Origin of the sequence: Mesorhizobium sp. M00.F.Ca.ET.216.01.1.1, from assembly GCF_004010325.2 — a bacterium.
Classification (GTDB): domain Bacteria; phylum Pseudomonadota; class Alphaproteobacteria; order Rhizobiales; family Rhizobiaceae; genus Mesorhizobium.
Genome location: NZ_SADR02000001.1, coordinates 317,674 through 343,068 on the forward strand (window position 1 = coordinate 317,674; position 25,395 = coordinate 343,068).

21 protein-coding genes and 1 pseudogene are annotated in these 25,395 nt (G+C 62.6%); 12 read left to right on the forward strand and 10 right to left on the reverse strand.

Annotated elements, in window-relative coordinates; all coding sequences use genetic code 11:
- The first annotated feature begins 433 nt into the window (after positions 1-433).
- From uvrA to EN859_RS01675, 5 genes and pseudogenes are all read left to right on the forward strand, one after another.
- Complete coding sequence (uvrA, locus tag EN859_RS01655; protein ID WP_127852098.1) at positions 434-3,355, forward strand: excinuclease ABC subunit UvrA; 2,922 nt, start codon at positions 434-436, stop codon at positions 3,353-3,355.
- Positions 3,355-3,765 (forward strand): DUF302 domain-containing protein, encoded by a 411-nt coding sequence (locus EN859_RS01660; RefSeq protein WP_189501623.1) that lies wholly within the window; start codon positions 3,355-3,357, stop codon positions 3,763-3,765. Before uvrA ends, EN859_RS01660 begins: the two co-directional genes overlap by 1 nt.
- The gene (locus tag EN859_RS01665) at positions 3,762-4,241 is read left to right on the forward strand and encodes a GNAT family N-acetyltransferase (protein WP_127852100.1); all 480 of its coding nucleotides are present in this window, start codon (positions 3,762-3,764) and stop codon (positions 4,239-4,241) included. Before EN859_RS01660 ends, EN859_RS01665 begins: the two co-directional genes overlap by 4 nt.
- 18 nt (positions 4,242-4,259) lie before the next feature.
- Positions 4,260-5,063: a DUF72 domain-containing protein gene (locus tag EN859_RS01670; RefSeq protein ID WP_127852101.1), complete on the forward strand. Its 804-nt coding sequence runs from the start codon at positions 4,260-4,262 to the stop codon at positions 5,061-5,063.
- 143 nt (positions 5,064-5,206) lie between these two features.
- A pseudogene (locus tag EN859_RS01675) lies at positions 5,207-6,363 on the forward strand (GGDEF domain-containing protein).
- 23 nt (positions 6,364-6,386) lie between these two features.
- Here EN859_RS01675 and EN859_RS01680 read toward each other — a convergent pair.
- From EN859_RS01680 to urtA, 6 genes are all read right to left on the reverse strand, one after another.
- Entirely contained in the window at positions 6,387-6,563 is a 177-nt protein-coding gene (locus tag EN859_RS01680) for a hypothetical protein (RefSeq protein ID WP_127852102.1), read from the reverse strand.
- A gap of 455 nt (positions 6,564-7,018) precedes the next feature.
- Entirely contained in the window at positions 7,019-7,714 is a 696-nt protein-coding gene (gene urtE / locus EN859_RS01685) for an urea ABC transporter ATP-binding subunit UrtE (RefSeq protein WP_127852103.1), read from the reverse strand.
- A gap of 70 nt (positions 7,715-7,784) precedes the next feature.
- A complete protein-coding gene (urtD, locus tag EN859_RS01690) occupies positions 7,785-8,531 on the reverse strand; it encodes an urea ABC transporter ATP-binding protein UrtD (protein WP_127852104.1) in 747 nt (248 codons plus the stop codon).
- Positions 8,532-8,537: 6 nt separating this feature from the next.
- A complete protein-coding gene (urtC, locus tag EN859_RS01695) occupies positions 8,538-9,770 on the reverse strand; it encodes an urea ABC transporter permease subunit UrtC (protein ID WP_127852105.1) in 1,233 nt (410 codons plus the stop codon).
- Positions 9,767-11,383, reverse strand: a complete 1,617-nt coding sequence (urtB, locus tag EN859_RS01700) for an urea ABC transporter permease subunit UrtB (RefSeq protein WP_127852106.1) — start codon at positions 11,381-11,383, stop codon at positions 9,767-9,769. The genes urtC and urtB overlap by 4 nt, the downstream gene beginning before the upstream one ends.
- 99 nt (positions 11,384-11,482) lie before the next feature.
- Positions 11,483-12,793 (reverse strand): urea ABC transporter substrate-binding protein, encoded by a 1,311-nt coding sequence (gene urtA, locus EN859_RS01705; RefSeq protein WP_127852107.1) that lies wholly within the window; start codon positions 12,791-12,793, stop codon positions 11,483-11,485.
- 295 nt (positions 12,794-13,088) lie between these two features.
- Here urtA and EN859_RS01710 point away from each other — a divergent pair, with 295 nt between their 5' ends.
- Complete coding sequence (locus tag EN859_RS01710; RefSeq protein WP_127852108.1) at positions 13,089-13,481, forward strand: hypothetical protein; 393 nt, start codon at positions 13,089-13,091, stop codon at positions 13,479-13,481.
- Between the two features lie 81 nt (positions 13,482-13,562).
- Here the strand turns inward: EN859_RS01710 and EN859_RS01715 are convergent, their stop codons facing one another.
- Positions 13,563-14,273, reverse strand: coding sequence for a DeoD-type purine-nucleoside phosphorylase (locus EN859_RS01715; protein ID WP_127852109.1), 711 nt, complete (start codon positions 14,271-14,273; stop codon positions 13,563-13,565).
- A gap of 539 nt (positions 14,274-14,812) precedes the next feature.
- Complete coding sequence (locus EN859_RS01720; RefSeq protein WP_127852110.1) at positions 14,813-17,386, reverse strand: ATP-binding protein; 2,574 nt, start codon at positions 17,384-17,386, stop codon at positions 14,813-14,815.
- Between the two features lie 318 nt (positions 17,387-17,704).
- Between EN859_RS01720 and EN859_RS01725 the strand changes: the two genes are divergently transcribed.
- Entirely contained in the window at positions 17,705-18,409 is a 705-nt protein-coding gene (locus tag EN859_RS01725; RefSeq protein ID WP_189501625.1) for a flagellar biosynthetic protein FliO, read from the forward strand.
- Positions 18,410-18,519: 110 nt separating this feature from the next.
- Here EN859_RS01725 and dksA read toward each other — a convergent pair whose 3' ends face one another.
- Complete coding sequence (gene dksA, locus EN859_RS01730; protein ID WP_127852111.1) at positions 18,520-18,936, reverse strand: RNA polymerase-binding protein DksA; 417 nt, start codon at positions 18,934-18,936, stop codon at positions 18,520-18,522.
- A gap of 245 nt (positions 18,937-19,181) precedes the next feature.
- Here dksA and EN859_RS01735 point away from each other — a divergent pair, with 245 nt between their 5' ends.
- The 4 genes from EN859_RS01735 to EN859_RS01750 all read left to right on the forward strand — a co-directional run bounded on the left by EN859_RS01735 (position 19,182) and on the right by EN859_RS01750 (position 22,964).
- Positions 19,182-19,685, forward strand: coding sequence for a histidine phosphatase family protein (locus EN859_RS01735; protein ID WP_127852112.1), 504 nt, complete (start codon positions 19,182-19,184; stop codon positions 19,683-19,685).
- Positions 19,686-19,749: 64 nt separating this feature from the next.
- Complete coding sequence (locus EN859_RS01740; protein ID WP_127852113.1) at positions 19,750-21,228, forward strand: YcjX family protein; 1,479 nt, start codon at positions 19,750-19,752, stop codon at positions 21,226-21,228.
- On the forward strand, positions 21,225-22,319 hold the full coding sequence (locus EN859_RS01745) for a YcjF family protein (RefSeq protein WP_127852114.1): 1,095 nt from the start codon (positions 21,225-21,227) through the stop codon (positions 22,317-22,319). The genes EN859_RS01740 and EN859_RS01745 overlap by 4 nt, the downstream gene beginning before the upstream one ends.
- A gap of 90 nt (positions 22,320-22,409) precedes the next feature.
- Positions 22,410-22,964 carry a hypothetical protein gene (locus EN859_RS01750; RefSeq protein WP_127852115.1) on the forward strand — a complete coding sequence of 185 codons (555 nt, stop codon included), beginning with the start codon at positions 22,410-22,412 and terminating at the stop codon, positions 22,962-22,964.
- A gap of 73 nt (positions 22,965-23,037) precedes the next feature.
- Here the strand turns inward: EN859_RS01750 and EN859_RS01755 are convergent, their stop codons facing one another.
- The gene (locus EN859_RS01755; protein WP_127852116.1) at positions 23,038-23,304 is read right to left on the reverse strand and encodes a hypothetical protein; all 267 of its coding nucleotides are present in this window, start codon (positions 23,302-23,304) and stop codon (positions 23,038-23,040) included.
- A gap of 250 nt (positions 23,305-23,554) precedes the next feature.
- On the opposite strand from EN859_RS01755, the gene EN859_RS01760 reads away from it, so the two are divergent.
- On the forward strand, positions 23,555-25,393 hold the full coding sequence (locus tag EN859_RS01760; RefSeq protein WP_127852117.1) for a monovalent cation:proton antiporter-2 (CPA2) family protein: 1,839 nt from the start codon (positions 23,555-23,557) through the stop codon (positions 25,391-25,393).
- The last annotated feature ends 2 nt before the right edge of the window (positions 25,394-25,395 follow it).

The following is a 25,395-nucleotide window of genomic DNA, read 5'->3' on the forward strand; positions in this document are numbered from 1 at the left end:
CCTGGAGCCTCAAGGGACTGTCCGGTGGAGTCATGCCTCAACTCTCCTGTGTCCGTTGTGACTGGTGTCATCCGAAGCTCTATCGCATATGCCTGCGGCGTCTCGCAGGCCGCCTTTGGCGGCGAGGCCATCGATAGACAGCCCGCTTCGGTGACTTGCAGAGTCTGCCTCCCTGACACGGAGACGTCAACCTTTGGATGGAAGTTCGTGAAAAATGTGATCTGAATGGCATCCCTCTCGCGTGGTACACAGGTTTTGTCAGGAGCGCGTTCGGCCTTTGTTCTTTCTGCTTGCCCGTTCGCGCGAAAGGCGGTTAAACGCTTTGGTGGAGAGTTGTGGCGTCTCTCGAAGTGGCGGCGAAATTACCTACATAGGGGATGGCCGGGAAATCCCGCCAATCCTACGGATTCCAGACCTGAGGCGGCAACCGGCGATGGCCGAGCATAAATATCTTTCCATTCGCGGAGCACGCGAACACAATCTGAAGAATATCGATCTCGACCTGCCGCGTGACAGCCTGATCGTCATGACCGGCCTGTCGGGGTCCGGCAAGTCGTCCCTCGCCTTCGATACCATCTATGCCGAGGGCCAGCGCCGCTATGTTGAGAGCCTGTCGGCCTACGCGCGGCAATTCCTCGAGATGATGCAGAAGCCGGACGTCGACCAGATCGACGGCCTGTCGCCGGCCATTTCCATCGAGCAAAAGACAACCTCCAAGAACCCGCGCTCGACGGTGGGCACAGTCACCGAGATCTACGACTACATGCGGCTGCTGTTTGCGCGCGTCGGCATCCCCTATTCGCCGGCCACCGACCTGCCGATCGAGAGCCAGACGGTTTCGCAGATGGTCGACCGCGTGTTGGCTATCGAGGAAGGCACACGGCTGTTCATCCTGGCGCCGATGGTGCGCGGCCGCAAAGGCGAGTACCGCAAGGAATTGCTGGAACTGCAGAAGAAGGGTTTTCAGCGCGTCAAGGTCGACGGCGTCTTCTACGAGATCGCTGATGTACCGGCGCTGGACAAGAAGTACAAGCACGACATCGATGTCGTCGTCGATCGTATCGTCGTGCGCGGCGATCTGGCGACGCGGCTTGCCGATTCCATCGAAACCGCGCTGAAGCTGGCCGACGGGCTGGCGGTGGCCGAGTTCGCCGACAGGCCGCTCGATGCCAGCCAGACCGGTGAGGATTCGGTCAACAAGTCGAAGAACGAGACACACGAACGCATCCTGTTCTCGGAAAAATTTGCCTGCCCGGTGTCCGGCTTCACCATTCCGGAGATCGAGCCGAGGCTGTTCTCCTTCAACAATCCGTTCGGCGCCTGCCCGACCTGCGACGGCCTCGGCAGCCAGCGCGCCATCGACGCCAACCTGGTCGTGCCCGACCAGAATCTGTCCCTGCGTGACGGCGCCGTCAGCCCGTGGGCGAAGTCGACCTCGCCCTATTACGCGCAGACGCTAGATGCGCTCGGCAAGGCGTACGGCTTCAAGCTCGGCGACAAGTTCAGGGATCTAAGCGAGGAGGCGAAGCAAGCCATCCTGCACGGCACCGGCGAGCGCGAGATCACCTTCCAGTATGATGACGGCCTGCGCTCTTACAAGACCACCAAGACCTTCGAAGGTGTCATCCCCAATCTCGAACGGCGCTGGAAGGAAACCGAATCCGCCTGGATGCGCGAGGAGATCGAGCGCTTCATGTCGGCCACGCCTTGCCCGACCTGCCGCGGTTACCGGCTGAAGCCGGAGGCACTAGCGGTGAAGATCGCCGGCAAGCACATCGGCGAGGTCACGGAACAGTCGATCCTCAAGGCCGACCAGTGGTTCACCGAACTGCCCCGCCTGCTCAACGACAAGCAGAACGAGATCGCGGTGCGCGTGCTCAAGGAGATCCGCGAGCGGCTGCGCTTCCTCAACGATGTCGGGCTCGACTATTTGACGCTGTCGCGCAACTCCGGCACGCTGTCGGGTGGTGAGAGCCAGCGCATACGGCTGGCCTCGCAGATCGGCTCCGGCCTCACCGGCGTGCTCTACGTGCTCGACGAGCCGTCGATCGGCCTGCACCAGCGCGACAATGCCCGCCTGCTCGACACGCTGAAACATCTGCGCGACATCGGCAATACGGTGATCGTCGTCGAGCATGACGAGGACGCCATCCTGCATGCCGACTATGTCGTCGACATCGGCCCCGCCGCCGGCATCCATGGCGGCGAGATCATCGCACAGGGAACGCCGCAGCAGATCATGGCGAGCCCCGCCTCGATCACCGGCAAATATCTGTCGGGTGAGCTCGAAGTGGCGACGCCGGCGGTGCGGCGCGAGGCGAAGAAGAGCCGGCGCCTGAAGATCGTCGGCGCGCGCGGCAACAATCTGAAGAACGTCACGGCCGAAATCCCGCTCGGCACCTTCACCGCCGTTACCGGCGTGTCGGGCGGCGGCAAATCGACCTTCCTGATCGAGACGCTGTTCAAGGCAGCGTCGCGCCGCATCATGGGCTCGCGCGAGCACCCGGCCGATCATGACCGCATCGAGGGCCTCGAATTCCTCGACAAGGTCATCGACATCGACCAGTCGCCGATCGGCCGCACGCCGCGCTCCAACCCCGCCACCTATACCGGCGCCTTCACGCCGATCCGCGACTGGTTCGCCGGGCTGCCCGAGGCCAAGGCGCGCGGCTACCAGCCGGGCCGCTTCTCGTTCAACGTCAAGGGTGGGCGCTGCGAGGCCTGCCAGGGCGACGGCGTCATCAAGATCGAGATGCACTTTCTGCCCGACGTCTATGTCACCTGCGACGTCTGCCACGGCAAGCGCTACAACCGCGAGACGCTCGATGTCTTGTTCAAGGGCAAGTCGATCGCCGATGTGCTCGACATGACGGTCGAGGAAGGCGTCGATTTCTTCGCCGCCGTGCCCGGCGTGCGCGACAAGCTGGAGACGCTGAAGCAGGTTGGGCTCGGCTATATCCATATCGGCCAGCAGGCGACGACGCTGTCGGGCGGCGAGGCGCAGCGCATCAAGCTGGCCAAGGAACTGTCGCGCAAAGCAACCGGCAAGACACTCTATATCCTCGACGAGCCGACAACCGGCCTGCATTTCCACGATGTCGCCAAGCTGCTCGAAGTGCTGCACGAGCTGGTCGACCAGGGCAACACGGTGGTCGTCATCGAGCACAATCTGGAAGTGATAAAAACCGCCGACTGGGTGCTCGACCTCGGCCCAGAAGGTGGTGACGGCGGTGGCGAGCTGGTCGCCTCCGGCACGCCGGAGGACATCGTGCGCGAGAAGCGCAGCTACACCGGGCATTTCCTCAAGGAATTGCTGGAGCGGCGGCCTGGAGGCAAGCGCGAAGCGGCGGAGTGATGGCGAAAAACGGCCTCATCACGGTCGAAAGCTGTTTTGGCGTGACCGAAACCATCGATCGCCTGACTGAGGTGGTAACGCGCGCGGGATTGCTCGTCTTTGCCCGCATCGATCACGCCGCCGGCGCGCGCGATGTCGGGGCATCGTTGCGTCCGACCGAACTGCTGATTTTCGGTAATCCGAAAGGCGGCACACCGCTGATGCAGGACCGGCAGCTTGCCGGCATCGATCTGCCGGTAAAGGCATTGGCCTGGGAAGACGCGCAAGGCAAGGTTTGGTTTTCCTACAACGACGCGCACTGGCTGGCTGAGCGCCATGGCCTGGGCGACGCCAGCCGCGAAGCCGTCGCCGCGATCGCCGCCGGCATGGACAAGGTGGTTACCACCGCCGCCGGCGCGAGCCTGTCGTGACCATGAGAATCGCCCGTCCCGACGATCTCGCCACGATCGTCTCGCTGACCGAAGCCGCCTATGCGCCTTACACCGCGTTGCTCGGAGTGCCGCCAATCCCGGTCACAGAGGACTATGCGCCGCGCATCGCGCGCAGCGAAGTCTGGCTGCTGGAGAGCGGCAAGGAGTCGGCAGGACTGGTCGTGCTCGAACGCCACGCGGACCACAGCATGATTTTCAGCGTCGCGGTTTCCCCTGCCTTTCAAGGCAAGGGCTTCGGCATCGCATTGCTCAAATGGGCCGACGAGCAGACGCCCCTATGGGGTTTGCCAGAAGTGCGGCTCTACACCAACGCGAAAATGGATCGGAACATCGCGCTCTACACAGCCTATGGCTTTCGCGAAACGGGTCGCCGGCCCAATCCTTATCGGCCAGGATGGACGCTCGTCGACATGGCCAGGAGCGCCGACAGGGCTACGGCGGCCTGGTCTTTTTGAGCAGTTGGGAGGACGACAATGACTCAATCTGGAAAAATCCGCGCCGGCATGGGCGGCTGGACTTTCGAGCCGTGGGATACGTCGTTCTACCCTGAGAAGCTGTCGAAAGCCAAGCAGCTGCACTATGCCAGCCGCCAAGTGCCGAGCATCGAGGTCAACGGCACCTACTATTCGAGCTTCAAGGAGCCGACCTTCGTCAAATGGGCAAGCGAGGCACCGGACGGTTTCGTCTATTCGCTGAAGGGCAATCGCTTCGTCACCAACCGCCGCGTGCTCGGCGAGGCCGGTGAATCGATGATGCGCTTCCTGGGGTCGGGCGTGGCGGCGCTTGGCGACAAGCTCGGGCCGATCCTGTGGCAGTTCGCGCCAACGAAAAAGTTCGATCCGGACGATTTCGAAGCCTTCCTCAAGCTGTTGCCGGAAAAGCAGGGTGGCGTTGCGCTGCGCCACGCAGTCGAGGTGCGCAACGACAGCTTCATCGTGCCGGATTTCGCCGCCCTGGCGCGCAAATACAAGGTCGCCATCGTCTATGCCGACCATGCCAAATATCCGGCGATCGCCGATGTCACCGGCGATTTCATCTATGCGCGGCTGCAGACCGGCAGCGACGACAATACCGACTGCTATACGCCGAAAGCGCTCGACGAATGGGCGGCGCGCGCCAGAACCTGGGCGGAAGGTAAGGTACCGGCCGACCTGCCGCGCGCCGATCCCACAACCGACGCGCCGGTCAAGCCGCGCGACGTGTTCGTCTACTTTATCACCGAAGGCAAGGTCCGCGCACCGTTCGGCGCCATGGCGCTGATGAGACGGGTCAGTTAGGCACGATGAACCGAGTGACAGGTTGACGCTGCGGAATCGCGGCATCTTCGCCACCGTCGTAACCTTATCGATACCTCCTTGCTGCATGAATCCCAGCCAGGCTAAGTCGCAGACGTGGGGCCGCCGCGGGCAAGGACGAGGGCATGTCGCTCGACTACAACTCACTTTTGCTGGCTGTCGGGTTGCTCGGCAGCCTGCCTGAGCCTGACCTTGTTCGGCATCTGGCTCACCGCCCGTTCCGAGAAGTTTCTGCTGACCTGGGCGGTCAGCGTGTTACTGGTCGTCGCCGACGTCTTCACCTACAAGGCTTATATCGACGCGCCCGGCCGCATGCTCGGCCTCGCCACCTTCGCCCTGCTTCTGCTCGGCTTCTCGACAATGCTGGGCGCCGCCCACCAGTTTACGTCAGGCCGCTCGCCATTGCCGCGCATTGCTCTCGGCGCCGGCATCTCGCTTGCCACGACGCTGCCGCCGATAGCGCTTGGATATGACGGGCTCGGCTTCATGCTCGAGAATTCCTTTGCTGCCCTGCTGCTGTTTGCGACCGCTTATGAATACTGGAAGGGGCGCGCCGAATCCCCTGTCCCGATCATCGGCGTTGCGGCGCTCTACTCTGCCACCGCCGTATCCTTCGTGCTGTGCGCCATGGTTCTGGCGTTGGACGGCAAGCTGATCTTCGGCCATGCGCCGAGCAACTGGGCCGAGGATCTGAGCCTCGTCACCGTCATCGCCTGCATGACCGGCATCGGCGCCCTTTCGCTGGCGCTCAACCAGGGGCGGCTGGCGCAACATCACCGCCGGAATGCCCTGACCGATGCGCTGACCGGCCTGCTCAACCGCCGAGCTTTGTTCGATCTGCATGGCGGCACGCCGGTTGGCGCTTTCACGGCGGTGGTCGTGTTCGACCTCGACGGCTTCAAGGTCATCAATGACGAATTCGGCCATGCCACCGGCGATGAGGTACTGAAGCTGTTCGCCGAGGACCTTGCCGCCAATCTACGCCCGACCGACGTCGCCGTGCGCATGGGGCGGGGAAGAGTTCGCGCTGGTCCTCAAGCGAACCCTGCCTGAAACTGTGGAGTTCACCGCCGAGCGCATCCGCACCGCCTTTGCCGCGCGCCGCATCGAAACCGAGACCCGTCCGCTGTCATGCACGGTCAGCGCCGGATACGCCTTCGGCAGCAAGGAAGGCATGAGTTTCGACAAGGTGCTCAGTGCAGCCGACAAGGCGCTCTATGCCGCCAAGCGCGGCGGCCGTAACCGCGTGACTGCCGCCTCGGCATTCCGGCGTGCGGGTTAATCTAATAAGCCACCGCGCGGCCCTCACGCCGCCATGACGATCTCGTTGAAGGCATCGAGATCGACATAGAAGACCTTGGTGATTTCCGCGATCAGTTCGTCGTAGTCGTAACCCTGTGATCTCAGAATGTTGATGGCGGTGATGATGTCGACGCGCTCCGTGAGCCGCCGTTTCTGATAGTCCTCGACATAACGTTCCATCGGCTGTTCCCCTAGCCCGAGTGCCCAAACGCGTTGAACAACAATCAGATCGCGGGAGGAAAGTTAGGAAGGCTTGCTTGCGCGGAACTTGCCGCTTCAGCCTGCGCCTTCCTCTCGATCTGTGACATACCAGACTGGTACGGAAAACGGCCGACTCAACAGGGCCAAGCAAAGACTAGCATGCCATGGTTGGGGTGACAGGGTCGCGCGTGGGGTCGTCGATTAAAGGCCGAGTAGACCTTCTCAGCTTCGTCATCCCAGGGCGTAGCGAATGCGAAGCGGAGCGAAGACCCAAGGATCCATGCCGCAACTTCAGAGCGTCACGACGGTGCGGAACTAAGAACGGGGAACGCGCTGGAGAACGGCCATTCTGCGCCGCTGCACACTTCGGGGGATGTAACGGCATGGATCCTGGGGTCTGCGCTGCGTCGCTCCAGAATGACGACGGGAAGAACCTAAACCGTCAGGAACTTCCGCACATCCGCCCGGTCGAGATCCTTGGCTGGACCAGTATGGACGATCTGGCCACGGTCCATGATGTTGACCTCGTCGGCGAGCTCGCGGCAGAAGTCGAGATATTGCTCGACCAGCAGCACGGCAATGCCTGCCTGGTCGCGCAGATAGCGGATGGCGCGGCCGATATCCTTGATGATCGACGGCTGGATGCCTTCGGTCGGCTCATCGAGTACCAAGAGCTTCGGCCGCATCACCAGCGCCCTGCCGATGGCAAGCTGCTGCTGCTGGCCGCCGGAAAGATCGCCGCCGCGGCGGCCAAGCATCTGCTTGAGCACCGGGAACAACTCGAAGACATGGCCGGGAATGTTGCGGTCGGCGCGCTTCAGCGGCGCAAAGCCCGATTCGAGGTTTTCCCGCACGGTAAGCAGAGGAAAGATCTCCCTGCCCTGCGGCACGAATGCGATGCCCGACCGGGCGCGGTCATACGCCGCGCTCCGGTCGAGCGCCTTCCCCTCGAAGGCGACGCTTCCGCTCGTCAGCCGGTGATGGCCGACGATCGATCTCATCAAACTGGTTTTGCCGACGCCGTTGCGGCCGAGCACGCAGGTGATCTTGCCGGCGCCGGCTTTCAGCGAGACGCCGCGCAGCGCCTGGGCGGCGCCGTAGTGCAAGGTCGCTTTGGAGACTTCGAGCATGGTCAGCGCCTTCTCCACCGCCTGAAGAACAAAAGGTCGAAACGATGGAACGGAACCCGCCAGACCATGCTCATCTCCCCAGATAGACTTCGACGACGCGTTCGTCGGCCGAAACGAAATCGAGCGTACCCTCGGAAAGCACCGAGCCTTCGTGCAGGCAGGTGACCTTGACGCCGAGCTCACGCACGAAATGCATGTCGTGCTCGACGACGATGACCGAATGGTCGCGCGCAATGTCCTTGAGCAGCCGTGCGGTTTCCTCGGTCTCGGCATCGGTCATGCCGGCGACCGGCTCGTCGACCAGCAGCAGCTTCGGGTCCTGCGCCAGCAGCATGCCGATCTCGAGCCATTGCTTTTGCCCGTGGCTGAGATTGGCGGCGAGTCCGTCGCGCTTGTCGCCAAGCCGGATGATGCCGAGGATGTCGTCGATTTGCCGTGCCTCGGCCACTGATCGGCGATGGAACAGCGCCGGGAAGATCGAACGCGGGCCTTTCAGCGCCAGCATCAGATTCTCCTCGATCGTGTGGTTCTCGAAAACAGTCGGCTTCTGGAATTTCCTGCCGATGCCCATCATGGCGATCTCGGCTTCGTCGTGCTTGGTCAGGTCGACCTGGCCGTTGAAGTAGACTTCGCCCTCGTCGGGCCGCGTCTTGCCGGTGACGATATCCATCATCGTCGTCTTGCCGGCACCGTTGGGACCGATGATCGCCCGCATCTCGCCCTTGTCGAGCACCAGCGACAGATTGTTGATGGCGCGGAAGCCATCGAAGGAAACCGAGACGCCGTCGAGATAGAGGATGGTGTTCGACTTGCTCATGGTCGCTCACTCCGCCGGCTGCGGTTCGGGGCCGGACGCGGACCAGTCGCCCGGCATCCTGGCGGCCGAGCGAACGATCTTCGGCTGCGGCGGTGCGATGGGATCGGTGCCGGCTTCTTCGGCTAGCGAGGCGGCGCGGAGCGCCCTGGCGTTGCCGCGCCAACTGTCCCACATGCCGACGATCCCCTTGGGCAGGAACAGGGTGACGGCGACAAACAGCCCGCCTAGCGCAAACAGCCAGAACTCCGGCAGCGCGCCGGTGAACCAGGACTTGCCGGCGTTGACGAGCAGCGCGCCGATGATCGGCCCGACGATGGTGCCGCGCCCGCCGACGGCCGCCCAGACGACGACCTCGATCGAATTGGATGGCTCGAACTCGCCTGGATTGATGATGCCGACCTGTGGCACGTAAAGCGCGCCGGCAATGCCGGCCATCACCGCCGACACGGTGAAGGCAAACAGCTTTACGTTTTCGGCTCGCCAGCCGAGGAAGCGCGTGCGGCTTTCGGCGTCGCGCACCGCCATCAACAGCTTGCCGTATTTGGAACCGACGATCGCCCAGGTGACGAAGACGGCGAGCGCCAGCGTGACGGCACTGGCCGCAAAAAGTGCCGAGCGCGTCGCGTCGGCCTGGACGTTGAAGCCAAGAATATCCTTGAAATCGGTCAGGCCGTTGTTGCCGCCGAAACCCATGTCGTTGCGGAAAAAGGCAAGCAGAAGTGCATAGGTCATCGCCTGGGTGATGATCGACAGATAGACGCCGGTCACGCGGCTGCGGAAGGCGAACCAGCCGAAGACGAAAGCGAGCAGGCCGGGCACGGCCAGCACCATGATCGCCGCGAACCAGAAATGGTCGAAACCGTACCAGAACCACGGCAATTGCTTGTAGTTCAGGAACACCATGAAGTCCGGCAGTACCGGGTTGCCGTAGACGCCGCGCGAGCCGATCTGGCGCATCAGGTACATGCCCATCGCATAGCCGCCGAGCGCGAAGAAGGCACCGTGGCCGAGCGAGAGGATGCCGCAATAGCCCCAGACGAGATCGAGCGCCAAAGCGAGCAGGGCATAGCAGAGGTACTTGCCGGCGAGCGCGACGATATAGGACGGCACGTAGAACGCACTGGCCGGCGAAACCGCAAGATTGAGCAGCGGCACGACGATGGCGACCGCAGGCAGTATGAAAATGGTGACGGCGATGCGGCGGTCGGCGCCGGCTGCGAAGAAGCGTCCTGTGATCATGCTTCGATCGCCCTGCCCTTCAGCGCGAACAGGCCGCGCGGGCGCTTCTGGATGAACAGGATGATGAGGACCAGGACGACGATCTTGCCGAGGACAGCCCCGGCATAGGGCTCGAGGAACTTGTTGACGATGCCCAGCGAGAAAGCGCCGACCAGCGTGCCCCAGAGGTTGCCGACGCCGCCGAAGACGACGACCATGAAGCTGTCGATGATGTAGCCGCGGCCAAGATTGGGCGAGACGTTGTCGATCTGGCTGAGCGCGACGCCGGCAATGCCGGCAATGCCGGACCCCAGTGCAAAGGTCAGGGCATCTACCCAGGGTGTCCTGATGCCCATCGATGCTGCCATGCGGCGGTTGGCGGTGACGGCGCGCATCTGCAGGCCCCAGGGCGTGCGCTTCATGACATAGAGCAAAACGGCAAACACGCCGAGCGCGAAAACCAGGATCCAGAGGCGGTTCCAGGTCACGGCAAGCTGGCCGATGTCGAACGATCCGGACATCCATGACGGGTTGCCGACTTCCTGGTTGGTCGGCCCGAAGATGGTGCGCACGGCCTGCTGCAGGATCAACGAGACACCCCAGGTCGCCAGCAGCGTTTCCAGCGGCCGGCCATAGAGGAAGCGGATGACGCCGCGCTCGATGGCAAGGCCGACGAGCGCCGCCACGAGGAAGGCGAGCGGCAGCGCGATCACCAGCGACCAGTCGAACAGGCCGGGAAAGGACGTGCGGATCACCTGCTGGACGACGAAGGTCGTGTAGGCGCCGAGCATGACCATCTCGCCATGCGCCATGTTGATGACGCCCATGACGCCGAAGGTGATGGCGAGGCCGATCGCCGCCAGCAGCAGCACCGATCCCAGCGAAATGCCGTACCAGATGTTCTGACCCGCATCCCAGAGTGCCAGCGTCGAATTGATGTTGCCAATCGCAGCCGTCGCTGCGTCCTTGACTGCGCCTTCGGAATTGGTCTCGACGGAGGTGAGCAGCGACAGCGCGTCGCGGTCGCCGCGCGCGCCGATCAGGGCGATGGCCGCCAGCTTGTCGGCCTCTGGCCTGTCGGAAACGAGAACCGAGGCGGCTCGGGCCTGTTCGAACAGAGCCTTGACGGTTGCCACCGTTTCGTTGGCGACCGCAGCATCGAGTGGCTCGATGTTTGCGGCATCGGGCGTCTTGAACATGGTGTCGGCGGCAGCGATGCGTACGGCCGGATCCTTGGCGCGAAGCGTCAGCGTGCCCAACGCATCGCGGATGACGCGGCGCAGCGTGTTGTTGACCTTGATCTTGGTGATGCCGACCTTGACGGCCTCGCCGGATTTCTCACCGCTCAGCGGGTCGAGCAGCTCGACGCTGTCGCCGCCCCCCTTGCCGACGAAGACGAGGGAATCGGCCTTGCGGACGTAGAGATCGCCGTCGGCAAGTGCTGCAAGCGGACGCTCGACCAGGGGATCACCGGTGGCGGCAAGCTCACGCACGACGGCCTCGGTGGCCGAAAAATTCGTGGCCGTCGCGAATTTGGCGATGATGGCGCGAAGATCGGCTTCCGCGGCGTTTGACGGCAACAGGCTTGCCATCAGGAACAGCAGCGTCAGGCCAATCGCGCGGATCAAGATCATCGGTCTCAGGTCTCTCCTAGAGTTGAATTTTGCGTCCGGGCGAACTGGAGGAGAGAAGCTCGCCCGGACGCGCGGTCTGACAGGTCAGACCCGGGAGGATCAGTTGGTTCCCTTGCCGCCGCACTTGCCGGTGGCGACATTGAAGTTGCCGCAAGACAAAGGCGCGCGCCAATCGGAGATCAGGTCCTTGGAATCAGGCAGATAGTCGGACCACTCGTCGCCCATCACCAGGCCGGGCGTCTGCGAGACGGTCTCGAACTGGCCGTCGGCCTGGATTTCGCCGATCAGCACCGGCTTGGTGATATGATGGTTCGGCATCATGGTCGAATAGCCGCCGGTCAGGTTCGGCACCGAGACGCCGACCATGGCGTCGATGACCTTGTCCGGATCGGTAGTGCCGGCCTTTTCGACCGCCTTCACCCACATGTTGAAGCCGATATAGTGGGCCTCCATCGGGTCGTTGGTGGTGCGCTTGTCGTTCTTGATGAACTTGTGCCAGTCGGCGATGAACTTCTGGTTCTCGGGCGTATCGACGCTCTCGAAATAGTTCCAGGCGGCGAGATGGCCGACCAGCGGAGCGGTGTCGAGGCCGGCAAGCTCTTCCTCGCCGACCGAGAAGGCCATGACCGGGATGTCCTCGGCCTTGATGCCCTGGTTGCCGAGCTCCTTGTAGAACGGCACGTTGGCGTCGCCATTGACGGTCGAGACGACGGCGGTCTTCTTGCCGGCCGAGCCAAACTTCTTGATCGCCGAAACCTCGGTCTGCCAATCGGAGAAACCGAACGGCGTGTAGTTGACCATGATGTCTTCGGCGGCGACGCCTTTCGCCTTCAAATAGGCCTCGAGGATCTTGTTGGTGGTGCGCGGATAGACGTAGTCGGTGCCTTCAAGCACCCAGCGCTTCACCGAACCGCCATCCTCGCTCATCAGGTAGTCAACGGCCGGAATGGCTTGCTGGTTCGGCGCTGCACCGGTGTAGAACACGTTGCGCTCGCTCTCCTCGCCCTCATACTGGACGGGATAGAAGAGGATGTTGTCGAGTTCGCTGAACACCGGCAGCACCGACTTGCGCGACACCGAGGTCCAGCAGCCGAACACGGCCGCGACCTTGTCCTTCGAGATCAACTCGCGCGCCTTTTCGGCGAAGAGCGGCCAGTTGGAAGCCGGATCGACGACGACCGCCTCGAGTTTCTTGCCGAGCAGGCCGCCCTTTGCATTCTGCTCGTCGATGAGCATCAGCATGGCGTCCTTCAGCGTGGTCTCAGAGATCGCCATGGTCCCCGACAGCGAATGGAGAATACCGACCTTGATGGTGTCGTCAGCCGCTCTGGCGGGAGCGGACATCAACAGGCCGGCAGCGACCACGCTGGCCGAAAGCATTTTTGTTATTGTCAAGAAGTTACCCCTCATATTGCACACTCCCAAGGTGGTTGATTGCACCGCAACCATGCCATGCAACCACCGTGCCAACCGACTGAGGGAGGTCGATATCCCAGCTTTATCAGCCGGTTAATATATTAGCCGTCAAAGATGAAGGGCGCGGGTTAAAGCCTGATTGAGAAAAAATTACGCACAGCTGCCTAGATTTTGCCCAAATCTGTTTAGTGCCTAAATTTTGAGCCTCCGCGAACTAAAGATGGCAGGCAACAACCATTGCGGCACGGCAGGAAAATAGGGCAAGTTCGGTTCTTAAATGAGCAGCGTCATGGCCTCCAGGATTTCTTGCATTTTCAGCATCTTGCTGCTGGTTGCGACGACCAGCGGCGCGCGCGCCGACTTCACCGACGGCAAGTTGCCGGACGGTGACTATCATTGCGAAGTCTACCTGCTCGGCATGTTCCTCAGCCTTGGCGACATTACCATCAAAGGCAACGTCTATAGCGGTCCGGTGACGTTCGGGACCGCCCAGCAGGCCTACAACTACCAGATGGATGCAAACGGCGTGATCAGCTGGCTCGGCCCGCTGGGCGGCTACACGGCCGGCGGCAACACGATCTCGCTGACGCAAGCGACACTGGAGGGCGCAGAAGCGTCTTTCGATATCATCATGCGTCAGCCGGACGGCGCCTTTACCGCCTCGACCTGCACCAAGCGTTGAGATACGCCATGAAAAATGCCGCGAACCACAAGGTTCCGCGCCAGCACGGTGCCGAAGCAGGAGGCTGCCTGAGGTCCTGACCTAGCTCTCCGTTGCAATATCGAGCGCCAGCCTGGTCATGTCGGTGAACAGCGCCTGGCGTTCGGCATAGTCGGTTTGCTCGTCGGTCACCACATTGTCGACGACGGTCAGGAGCGACAGGGCGCGGGCGCCGAAATGCGCAGCGATGCGGTAGAGCGCGCTGGTCTCCATATCCACGGCGAGCGCCCCGAGGGTCTGGGCTTCGGCAAAGCGGGCGCGTCCCTCGGGGTGATAGAATATGTCGCTGCAGGTTGTCAGCCCTGCGTGATGCTCCATGCCGAGCTCGTCAGCCCGCTGCAAGGCACGGGCCAGCAGCCCGGGATCTGGGCCGGCGGCAGCATCGTACAGCCCGAAGACTTGGCCGCTGCGAGCACTTTCGCCGCGCACCGATTGCGAGATCACCAGGCTGCGCAGCCTGACGGCGGCGGTCAGGCTGCCACAGGTGCCGGTGCGGATCAGCGTTTTGGCGCCGTGGAAATTCAGCAATTCGTGCGCGTAGATCAGGAAGGATGGCACGCCGATGCCGGTCGCCTGGATGCTGACGGGCTTGCCGCGAAACAGTCCCGTGAAGCCCAGCGCGCCCCTGCGGCGATTGACGCAACGCGGCGCCTCCAGAAAGGTCTCAGCCATCCATTCGGCGCGCTGCGGATCGCCCGGCAGCAGCACCGTTTCGGCATAATCGCCTTTGCCTGCCTCGCTATGCGGCGTCACGGCATGCTCCCCAAACCTGCCGCCTTTGTCAGCCCGCAATCATGGCAGGCTCGCGTCGATGCGCAAGCGGCGATTGCGATGCTCCAGTGGCCGGACTCACTGGCTATCATCGAACGGCTCGCACTCCGGCACCGCCAAGCTTAAATTGCGGATCATGGAAGTCTGTGTGCTCGGTCACATTCGGCGCGAACAAAATCAGCCTGCAGGACGCCTTGACGTCACCCGGCATCGGACGCGACACCGTCCCAGGCATCGGCAACTTTTGGTGTTGACGCAAACGCCCGATGACGAAGTTGTCGCCCATCTCAAGCGGGCCATCTCAAGCGGGAAGGGATAAAGATCGTCGAGGTCCTGCCCCGACGGGCCGGTGCGACGCGATCCTCCCGGTCTATTTCCGGGATCCGGATGGCAACCTCGTGGAGGTAAGCACCAGTAGCGAAAGGCGGCCCCTAAAACATTCGCAACCAGATGGGATTTTTTGGCGTTCGCATTGATACGGCAAACAAATAGCCAAGCGAGTTGCCGGTCCCGGGACCGCTCTAAGATTCCAGCATGTCCTTGACGATCGTGGCCAATTGCTTGAGCGAAAACGGCTTTGGCAAGAAGCCGAACTGCGCGTCCGCGGGCAGATTTCGGGCAAAGGCGTCCTCGGCGTAACCGGATACGAAGACGAACTTGATATCCGGTTGCCGCTTGCGCAATTCGCCAAGCAGCGTCGGTCCGTCCATTTCCGGCATAACCACGTCGGAAACGACGATGTCGACCTTGCCGCCGAGCGCCTCGAATACTTCCAGCGCTTCGACGCCCGATGACGCTTCGTGGACGGTATAGCCGCGCGACGTCAGCGCCCTCATGCCGCCCATGCGCACGGCGTCTTCGTCCTCGACAAGCAGAACCGTGGCCGAGCCTGACAAGTCCTTAGCGCTGTCGGCCGCCTTTGCGGGCGCCGCCGGCGTATCGCCGAGCTCGCTTGCCTTCTTCACCTCTGCAATGTGGCGCGGCAGGAAGATGCGGAACACGGTTCCCTTGCCGACCTCGGAATCACAGAAAATGAAGCCGCCCGTCTGCTTGATGATGCCGTAGACCATCGATAGGCCGAGGCCGGTGCCCTTGCCGATCTCCTTGGTGGTGAAGAAGGGTTCGAATATCTTCTTCAGCACGTCGGGCGCGATGCCGCTGCCGGTATCCTCGACCTCGACGACCACGTAATCGGCCGGGGTTAGCTCGCGGTAGGAAAAGGTGTTGGACGCCTCGGCCGTGACGTTGCGGGTGCGCACGGTGAGGTCTCCGCCGGCCGGCATCGCATCGCGCGCATTGACGGCCAGGTTGACCACCACCTGTTCGAATTGCCCGATATCGACCTTGACCGGCCACAGGTCGCGACCATGGTCGACCTTCAGCTTGATGTCGTTGCCGACCAGGCGGGCAAGCAGCATCCTGAGATCGGCGAGCACGTCGGTCAGGTTGAGCACCTCCGGCCGCAGCGTCTGTTTGCGCGAGAAGGCCAGCAACTGGCGCACCAGCGAGGCCGCCCGGTTGGCGTTCTGCTTGATGTTCATGATGTCCGGGAAGGACGGGTCCGATGGGCGGTGATTGGTCAACAGCAGGTCGGACGCCATGATAATGGCGGTCAGCACATTGTTGAAGTCATGTGCGATGCCGCCGGCAAGCTGGCCAACCGCCTGCATCTTCTGGCTCTGCGCCATCTGGCCCTCAAGCGCCTTCTGCTCGGTGGTCTCGACCGCATAGACGATGGCCGATTCCTCGGCGCCCTCGCCGCCGGTGCCGTCGGCAACCGCATTGACGTAGAAGCGTATGTGACGCTCCTCGTTGCCCGGCAGCACGGTATCGATCGGATCGATGTCGGCCTGCCGCTGCCGCGCCTTTTCGAATGCCGCGGCAAAAGCCGGCCGGTCGCGTTCGTGGATCACCGTGTCGAGCCTGACGCGGCGGTCGACCGCGTCGCGATCGACGACGGAGGAAAACAGCGACAGGAACGGCGCGTTGGTGCGCAGGATGCGGCCGTTGTGGTCGACGCCGGCTATCGCCATCGGCGTCGAATTGAAGAAACGGGTGAAGCGGACCTCGGAGGCGCGAAGATCCGAGGAAGCATCCTCGCCCTGGGTGCGGTTGAGCACGATGGTGCGGGTCGGACCGTTGATGCCCTCGCGGCTGGCCGAAACACGATGCATGAAACGCACGGGCAGCGCCTGGCCGGCCATTGTCGTCAGATCGAGATCGATGACCGCATTGCGGGTGGTGCCGGGATCGGCCTTGACCGAGCGGACCAGCGCCATGCCGTCGCCGGCGACGATCTCCGGCAGCGTGACGGCGCCGGGCGTGAAGCTGGCCAGATCGATGCCCAGCCACTCCGCAAGCGTGGCGTTGATATAGGTGACGCGACCGTCCTGGTCGGCGGAGAAGAAGCCGGCCGGTGCATGGTCGAGGTGATCGATGGCCTTTTGCAGATCGAGGAAAAAGCGCTCCTGCTCGGCCCGTTCCTGCGAGATGTCGGCAAGCTGCCAGGCAAGCATGGGCAGCCGCTGGCCCGGAACATTGAAGGCGCGGGCGCGGGCGCGGTACCAGCGCGCGCCAGGCTCGGCACCGGGCCGGATCGATTGCGCAAGCCTGAACTCGCCGTCCCCCGGCTGGCCGTCGCGCAGGCCGGATGCCAGCCGGTATATGGTCACCGAAGCTTCGGGAACATCGGAAAGCAGTCCTTCGACAGTCTTCAGATCCGCCGCCGACGCTGCCCCCGTCATATCGGCATAGGCCCGATTAGCGTAGACGACACGGCCCTTGGTGTCGGTGACGATAAGGCCCTGCGACATCGAATCGACAAAGGCTTTCGACAACTCGTCGTTGCTCGAGCGCGGCGCGATCTGCACGAAGCCGATCGCAGTGGCGAACAAGAAGCCGACGCCGATCATCGCCAGCACGCCGAGCATTCCAAGCAGGAAGGGGTCGCCAAGGCGCTCGCGGAAAAGGCCGAAGATGATCGCTGCACCGGTCAGGACGACGATGAAGATGATGAGCCGGGTGACCGCACCCGGCCGGGTGTTCTGGTCGATGATAGGTACCGGATAGAAATCGCCGCGCGTTTCCTTGGCCATGTGCCCCCTGCTCGTGAATTCCGGTGCCTAGGTCTTGGACTCATAAACATGGTCAAAATGATGTGAGGCCATCGCGATCCTCCATCATCATCCTGCCGTTTCGGGCAGCATTTCGACCAGATTTATGAGTCCACGACCTACCGGTTGAATCACATTCTCCTAGTCCGGAAAAGGCCCCGGCCGCAAATGTCCGCTAAAAATGGCGCTGTTCGGCCCTCGGTGTTTCAAGCTGTTCACTAAGCGTGAAAGGCAACTTGCAGTGGCCCGCCGCAACAGTCTAGTGTCGCGTCTCTTCGAAAGCCAATTTTGGGGGCACCGATGCTGCAATGGCTGGATAGTGTGGCGGGTCCTGGATATGCCGCAGCAATCCTGTGGACGTTTGCTGCGCTCGTCCTGCTGGTCATCGTTCTCGTCATCATCAGGCTTGTCCGCAGTCTGACCTTCGGCACATTCGTTGCTGGCGGCAGAAACCGCAAGACACGGCTGGCCGTCATGGACGCCACCGCTGTCGATAGCCACCGCCGGCTGGTGCTGGTGCGCCGCGACGACATCGAGCACCTGTTGCTGATCGGCGGCCCCACCGACGTCGTCGTCGAGCGCGACATCAGACTGGCAGCACTGCGCCGCCCGGCGCTGACCGGAGACAGCGGCCAGCAGCAGGCACCGAGGTCGCGCGCGACCCAGCCCGCGGCGGCGCCGGCAAGGCAGGCGCCACCTCCGCAGCCGGTGAGAGCTGCCCCAGCCCCTGTTCGGCAGACAACGCCGGCGCCGAAACCAGCCACGCAAAGCTACCCGTCGGCCAACATTACCCCGTTGCCTGCCTATGGGTCAGCGAACACCAATGCCGCTCGACCGGCGCCGAGGCAGGACTCCGTCGACGATACGCTGATGAAGGAACTCGAGGTCTCGTTCGACGAACCGCGCGCCAATGCGCCAGCGGATAAGCCGGCGGCAAAGGCGCAGCCATCCCTCGACGATGAAATGACGAAGCTTCTCGGCGAGCTCGCCAGTCAGAAACGCTAGAGCCCAAAAGCGGAAATCGGTTTTGGGAAAATCCGATGCTCAATGGCGCGGGCAAAAAAATGGCCGGGAAACCGGCCATCGATGAACATTCCTGACTGGGTGGCTATGCTTCAATCGTCGCGGTAGACTTTTTCGCGGCGCTCATGGCGCTCCTGCGCTTCGATCGACAAAGTCGCAATCGGGCGTGCATCGAGCCGCTTCAGCGCGATAGGCTCACCGGTTTCCTCGCAGTAGCCGTAAGTGCCTTCATCAATGCGCTGGAGCGCGGAATCGATTTTTGAAATGAGCTTTCGCTGGCGGTCGCGGGCGCGAAGTTCAATGGCGCGGTCGGTTTCAGAAGAGGCGCGATCTGCCAGATCGGGGTGGTTTGCGTTTTCCTGCTGCAGGATTTCGAGTGTTTCGCGCGCTTCGCGCAAGATGTCGTTCTTCCAAGTGACGAGCTTCATGCGAAAGTAGGATTTCTGCCGCTCGTTCATAAACGGCTCGTCTTCGGAGGGTACGTAATCGGCGGTAACGATGTCGTTCATTCGACTCACCCAACAACCCCTAAATTTGGCGCCTATATATTCGCGGACCGATTGCTGCACAAGCGTAATCAGCGACAGCTTCACGCAATTGTTAATGTCGGACAAAGCGGCATCGGCGCCCTCTTTTGCACGATGGGCGCGAGTGAATTCGCGTATGATTCGCTGCGCTTGGCCGGCACAGCCATTGTGCGCACGCCTTTCTCATGGCTAATCCTGTAGCGCCATTTCGCGGATGCGGGGGACCGGTGAGCAGACTTTACCTGTTGAGGCATGCGAAGGCGGGATGGGCCTTGCCAGGCGTCCGCGACTTCGATCGTCCACTCGATGCATCGGGCATCGCCGATGCCGAAACGATGGGCGCAGCCATGCGGGCCCGCGACTACATCCCGGACCTCACCCTTTGCTCCAACGCAAAGCGCGCACGCCAGACGCTGGAAGGTTTGGCCGGCCACACCGATACGGGCCGGGTGCTATTTTTCGACGCGCTCTACAGCGAAGATGCCGCCAGGTACCTGGCCATCATCCGGGAGAATGGCGGACCGGGCTCGCTGCTCGTCATCGGCCACAACCCGATGACCGAAGACCTTGCCATTGCGGTTTCCGGCGACGGCGACGAGGCTGCCCGCGGAATGCTGAATCACGGTTTCCCTACCTCCGGCCTTGCTGTCGTTCGGTTCAACGGCAGTCTTGCCGGTGCAGCGCAAGGCACCGGCTATCTCGAAGCCTTCCTGGCACCCGCCAATCTCTAAGACCATTTCAAACCTGACTTCCAGGGCCTATATCGGGGATCGCTGGAGCCCGAGAGAACGCATTTTGGCATCATCGCTGACCACTTTCACCGACGAGGCCAGGATTGCACTCGATACGTTGTCGGGGCGTGCGGCCGGGCTTTTTTCCCCGTCGCTACGCCTGGGCGTGACCGGCTTGTCGCGCGCAGGCAAGACGGTGTTCATTTCGGCCCTTGTCCACAATCTGATCCATGGCGGACGCTTGCCGCTGTTCGAGGCGCAGAAGTCGGGACGCATCGCCCGGGCCTTCCTCGAGGAACAGCCGGATGACGCCGTGCCTCGCTTCCAGTACGAGGATCACATCGCCGCACTGGTCGACGACCGCATCTGGCCGGATTCGACGCGTGCGATTTCCGAGCTGAGGCTCACCATCGAATTTGAATCGGCTTCCGGCTGGAACCGTATGTTTTCCGCCGGGAAATTGTCGCTCGATATCGTCGACTATCCCGGCGAATGGCTGCTCGACCTGCCACTGCTCGGCAAGTCCTTCGCCGACTTTTCACGCGAAGCTTTCGAGATGGCGAGCCTGCCGGTGCGCGTCGACCTTTCGCAGGCGTGGCGAGCGCTCTCCGCAACAGTCAACCCGAACGCGGACGCCGACGAGATGATCGCGCGCGGCCTCGCCGAGAGCTTTGCCGCCTATCTCAAGGCCTGCAAGCTCGACGAGCGGGCGCTTTCGACCTTGCCGCCCGGCCGCTTCCTGATGCCAGGCGACCTCGAAGGCTCACCCGCCTTGACCTTTGCGCCCTTGCTGCTCCAAGGCGATCGGCGGTCACGTTCCGGATCGCTGCAGGCGATGATGGAGCGTCGCTACGAGGCCTACAAGACGCATGTCGTGAAGCCGTTTTTCCGGGAGCACATCACGCGCCTCGACCGCCAGATCGTGCTGATCGATGCGATGCAGGCATTGAATGCCGGCCCTGGAGCACTGGCCGACCTGGAGCGCGCCGTGACCGAAATCCTCTCCTGCTTCCGTCCCGGCCGGGGCAATCTCCTCACCGGCCTGTTTTCAAGGCGCATCGACCGCATACTGGTCGCTGCGACGAAAGCAGACCATCTGCACCATGAAAGCCACGACCGGCTGCAGGCAATCGTGCGGCGGCTGGCCGACCGCGCCGTGGCACGGGCGAATTTAAGCGGCGCGGATGTCGACGTAGTCGCCATGGCGGCCGTGCGCGCAACACGCGAAGGCATGGTCAAGCAAGGCCGCGAGACGCTGCCGGTGATTATCGGCATGCCATTGAGCGGTGAACGGATCAACGGCGAGACATTTGACGGGAAAACAGAAACAGCCATATTTCCCGGTGATTTGCCGGAGAAAGTTAATGCGGTCTTCGACGTTTCCGGGCCAGATCACCGGCAGAGCAATGACGACCCGGCGATCCGTTTCGTCCGCTTTCGTCCGCCCAAACTCGAACGCACCGCTGAAGGCGTCACGCTGTCGCTGCCGCATATCAGGCTCGACCGCGCATTGCAGTTCCTGATCGGAGATCATCTGGCATGACCGCGCCCCGCAAGCCGGCGGCATTTCGCATCGAGCCGGAAGCCGCGACGAAGCATGATACGGCGAACGTGCACACCCAGCACGAGGCCCCGTCGGAGCGAAAACCGCGCGCTGTGAAAGCCCAGGCCGCCATTGTTGTGCCTGCGGAGGTCGACGTCTTCGACGAGCCGGACATCGTCGCCGCCGAACCGCCGCCGGCCACCGCGCCGCGAAAACGTTCGCTGCTCGGCAGCATATTCTTCGGCGCAATGGGCGTTCTGGTTTCGCTCGCCGTCGGCCTGTGGACCGACCAGCTGATTCGCGACCTGTTCGAGCGTGCCGAATGGCTGGGCTGGTTGGCTGCCGGCATGGCTGCGATCGCCGTGCTCGCCCTTGTGGTCATCCTTGTGCGTGAATTCCTGGCGATCGCTCGCCTTGCCGAGGTCGAAAAACTGCAGAAGCGGGCGCTTGATGCCGTCGCGCGTGATGATCCGAAGGCCGCGCGGGCGGTCGTCGACGAGCTTTCGGCCTTTGTCGCGGCGAAACCCGAAACCGCGGCCGGCCGGCGCTCGCTGGCCGACCTGCGCGGCGAGATCATCGACGGCGGCAATCTGGTGCGCTTGGCCGAGACCGAGATCCTCGGGCCGCTCGATGCACGCGCCAAGGTGATGGTGCTCGAAGCGGCAAAGCGCGTATCGCTGGTCACCGCAGTCAGCCCCCGCGCCCTCGTCGATATCGCCTATGTCGTGTTCGAAGCAGGCCGGCTGATTCGCCGTCTGGCGGAGCTTTATGGCGGCCGCCCGGGCACGCTGGGATTCTTCCGGCTGGCGCGCAGCGTTCTCGCCCATCTGGCGGTGACGGGCTCGATCGCCGTCGGCGACAGCTTCGTGCAGCAGATCGTCGGCCACGGCCTTGCCGCCCGGCTGTCGGCGAAGCTTGGCGAAGGCGTCGTCAACGGCATGATGACGGCGCGCATCGGCATTGCGGCAATGGAGACCGCACGGCCCCTGCCCTTCATCGCCGTCAGGCGTCCCGGCATGGGCGATTTCCTGTCCGCGCTGACATCGTTTGCGACGAAGAAACAAAGTCACGCATCAGCTCGCGGCAAGTGAACAAACGACTTACAGTGACGAAGCATTAACCAATCTTGTTCATGGTCAGACGAGTTCCAAGAGCAGTTTCTTTGTTGCCAGGTGTCGTCGATGAAAAGCGTAATTTTGTCCAGCGTGCTGCCTTTGACAGTCGCGGTTGCAGTACCTTTGGGCATGGCTGGAAAAGCTTTTGCAGCAGAACCCGACAAGCAGTTCTTCCATTCGGTCGAGGGCAAGTGGGTCGGCCCAGGGGAAATCGTCGCCGGCAAGTACAAGGGCACGAAATTCACCTGCAACTTCAACGGCTCGACACCTGACGGCAAGATCGGCATGACGCTCGACGGCGACTGCCGGGTCGGCATGTTCACCCAGAAGATGTCGGCAACCGTCGAGCACAAGGGCCGTGATGGCTATAAGGGCAACTTCATGGGCGGCGCCTCAGGTTCGGGCCTCGACATCATCGGCGGCAACGTCATCGATAACCGCAAGGTCGTGTTCACCATCAATCGCAAACAGTTGCGCGGCGTGATGCAGGCCCGCATCCCCGACGACAATTCGATGACGGTGACGGTCGCGGTGCGCGTCGACCAGCAGTTGGTGCCGGTCATCGGCATGAGCCTGAAGCGGGTCGATGCCGTCGAAGTCGGCTCAATCGCGCCGAACTGAGTAATCCCGACTTTGCCCGCAAAAAGAGGCGGCAGCCAATGGCCCCCGCCTCCTTCGAACACTCGAGCAGGGCTCAGCCCTTGATGGCGGCAAGTACCTCGTCATAAGCCTTGCAGGCTTCGGTTGCGGTCGTGGTGCCCTGATACTTTGTGGTGACCGCCTGGACCTTGGCGGTGAGATCGGCGGCCTTGGCCGGATCCTTGGTGATCGCCTCCTGCAGCGCAGAAGTCATGTCCTGGGCTTTCTTGGTCAGCATCTCGGTCGTGCACTCCGGTGCCTTCGAACAGGCAGAACCGGCAAGTGCCGCGATGCCAACGGCAACAAGCAAAAACGTCTTCATGTCAGTCATCTCCCTCAAAAGGGGCAGCGACTCGATCGACGCTCGCCCTCAAATAGCCGAAGCCGAGCGTCCTTAGCTCCCGATTGCCGCAATAAGCAACGCGGCGGTCGCATAAACTTGTGTAACGCGCCTGCAACCCGCCGGCGCCACGTCCAGATTGGGATTCGCACTATTCGATCCTTGCCGAAGCCCCTATCTTGGCGGCCATACTGGGATCCGCAGAATCTTCAAAAGGAACGGAACGGCAGGCATGGCGGCAGAGGCATCGGGCAGCGAACTGTTTCAAGTGGTGGCGTTGCTCGCCGCTGGCGTCATCTCCGTACCGATCTTCAAGCGCATGGGCCTCGGCTCCATCCTCGGCTACCTCGCCGCGGGCGTGGTCATCGGCCCGTTCGGCATCGGCATCTTTTCCGAGTCGGAAGCCATTCTTCATGTCGCCGAACTCGGCGTCGTCATGTTCCTGTTCATCATCGGCCTGGAGATGCAGCCGTCACGGCTTTGGGGGCTGCGCCGGGAAATCTTCGGCCTTGGTGCGCTGCAGGTCGGCGTCTGCGCGCTTTTGCTGACCAGTGTTGGGCTAGCGGGAGGTTTTCCGATCGCGCAATCCTTCGTCGCCGGCGCCGGCTTTGTGCTGACCTCGACCGCGATCGTCATGCAGCTTTTGGAAGAACGCGGCGAGATCGCCTCGCCCAAGGGCCAGCGCATCGTCTCCATCCTGCTGCTGGAGGACCTGGCAATCGTGCCGCTGCTGGCGCTGATCGCCTTTCTGGCGCCTGGCGGCGCTGATATGAGCCTGTCGCAACGACTGACGGAGGTTGCCATCGGCCTCGCCGCGATCGTCGGACTGGTGGTGGCCGGGCGCTATCTGCTCAACCCGTTCTTCCGCATCCTGGCGGATGCCCGTGCCCGCGAGGTGATGACCGCTGCGGCACTGCTGGTCGTTTTGGGTTCCGCGCTTGCCATGCAGCTCTCCGGCCTGTCGATGGCGATGGGCGCCTTCCTGGCAGGCGTGCTTCTGTCGGAATCGACTTTCCGCCATCAATTGGAGGCGGACATCGAACCGTTCCGCGGCATCCTGCTCGGATTGTTCTTCCTTGCCGTCGGCATGTCGCTCGATCTTAACGTGGTAGTCGAGAACTGGCGCCTCGTCGCCATCTACGTTGTCGCCTACATGGTGATGAAGACGGTCGGCATCTATCTCGTTGCCCGCATCCTCAAGACCGGCCACCGGGAGGCACTCGAGCGCGGGGTGTTCATGGCGCAAGGCGGCGAATTCGCCTTCGTTCTCTATTCCGCGGCAGCGACCGTCGGCATCATCGACAATCAGGCCAATGCGACGCTGACTGCGATCGTCATAATCTCGATGGTGCTGACGCCTCTGGCCATCACGGCGTTGCGCTATGTCACGCCGCGCGATGAGCAGTCGCTCGAAGGGGTCGATATTGCCGACGGCCTTACCGGCAGCGTGCTGATCATCGGCTTTGGCCGCTTCGGCCAGATTGCCAGCCAACCGCTCTTGTTGCGCGGGATCGATGTGTCGATCATCGACAATGAGGTTGAAATGATCCAGGCGGCCGCCGATTTCGGCTTCAAGGTCTATTATGGCGACGGCACGCGGCTGGACATCCTGCGTGCCGCGGGTGCTGGACGGGCGCGCGCCGTGCTGATCTGCGTCGACAAGCCCGATGCCGCCGTTCGCATCGCCGAGCTCATCAAGGCGGAGTTTCCGCTGCTGACGGTGCTGGCACGCGCCTTCGATCGCGGAACCGCGCTGCAGCTCATTCGTGCCGACGTCGACTTCCAGCTTCGCGAAACCTTTGAATCAGCACTTGTCTTCGGCGGCTCGACGCTGGAAGCGCTGGGTGTCGACCCGGCGGAGGTCGCCGAGGTGATCGAGGATGTCCGCCGCCGCGATGCCGCCCGTTTCGAAATGCAGCTCGCCGAAGGCATTCGAGCCGGACGACGCTTCCTCAAAGGCAATATCGGCACGCCCATTCCGACGCCGCTCAGCACCCCGCGCCGCCCCGGCCAGGCGCTCAATGAAGAAACCGCCGGCGTGCTGCATAAATCAGAGCCTGCCGAGGAGTAGCA

Coding starts and splice junctions, on each gene's coding strand:
- dksA (WP_127852111.1), bottom strand. CDS start 18,936: ATGAACGACATCGTTACCGCCGATTACGTACCCTCCGAAGACGAGCCG.
- EN859_RS01750 (WP_127852115.1), top strand. CDS start 22,410: ATGAAAAGCGTAATTTTGTCCAGCGTGCTGCCTTTGACAGTCGCGGTT.
- urtE (WP_127852103.1), bottom strand. CDS start 7,714: ATGCTCGAAGTCTCCAAAGCGACCTTGCACTACGGCGCCGCCCAGGCG.
- EN859_RS01710 (WP_127852108.1), top strand. CDS start 13,089: ATGGCCTCCAGGATTTCTTGCATTTTCAGCATCTTGCTGCTGGTTGCG.
- EN859_RS01725 (WP_189501625.1), top strand. CDS start 17,705: ATGCTGCAATGGCTGGATAGTGTGGCGGGTCCTGGATATGCCGCAGCA.
- urtB (WP_127852106.1), bottom strand. CDS start 11,383: ATGATCTTGATCCGCGCGATTGGCCTGACGCTGCTGTTCCTGATGGCA.
- EN859_RS01745 (WP_127852114.1), top strand. CDS start 21,225: ATGACCGCGCCCCGCAAGCCGGCGGCATTTCGCATCGAGCCGGAAGCC.
- urtA (WP_127852107.1), bottom strand. CDS start 12,793: ATGAGGGGTAACTTCTTGACAATAACAAAAATGCTTTCGGCCAGCGTG.
- urtD (WP_127852104.1), bottom strand. CDS start 8,531: ATGAGCAAGTCGAACACCATCCTCTATCTCGACGGCGTCTCGGTTTCC.
- EN859_RS01755 (WP_127852116.1), bottom strand. CDS start 23,304: ATGAAGACGTTTTTGCTTGTTGCCGTTGGCATCGCGGCACTTGCCGGT.
- EN859_RS01660 (WP_189501623.1), top strand. CDS start 3,355: ATGGCGAAAAACGGCCTCATCACGGTCGAAAGCTGTTTTGGCGTGACC.
- EN859_RS01680 (WP_127852102.1), bottom strand. CDS start 6,563: ATGGAACGTTATGTCGAGGACTATCAGAAACGGCGGCTCACGGAGCGC.
- EN859_RS01720 (WP_127852110.1), bottom strand. CDS start 17,386: ATGGCCAAGGAAACGCGCGGCGATTTCTATCCGGTACCTATCATCGAC.
- urtC (WP_127852105.1), bottom strand. CDS start 9,770: ATGATCACAGGACGCTTCTTCGCAGCCGGCGCCGACCGCCGCATCGCC.
- EN859_RS01670 (WP_127852101.1), top strand. CDS start 4,260: ATGACTCAATCTGGAAAAATCCGCGCCGGCATGGGCGGCTGGACTTTC.
- EN859_RS01760 (WP_127852117.1), top strand. CDS start 23,555: ATGGCGGCAGAGGCATCGGGCAGCGAACTGTTTCAAGTGGTGGCGTTG.
- uvrA (WP_127852098.1), top strand. CDS start 434: ATGGCCGAGCATAAATATCTTTCCATTCGCGGAGCACGCGAACACAAT.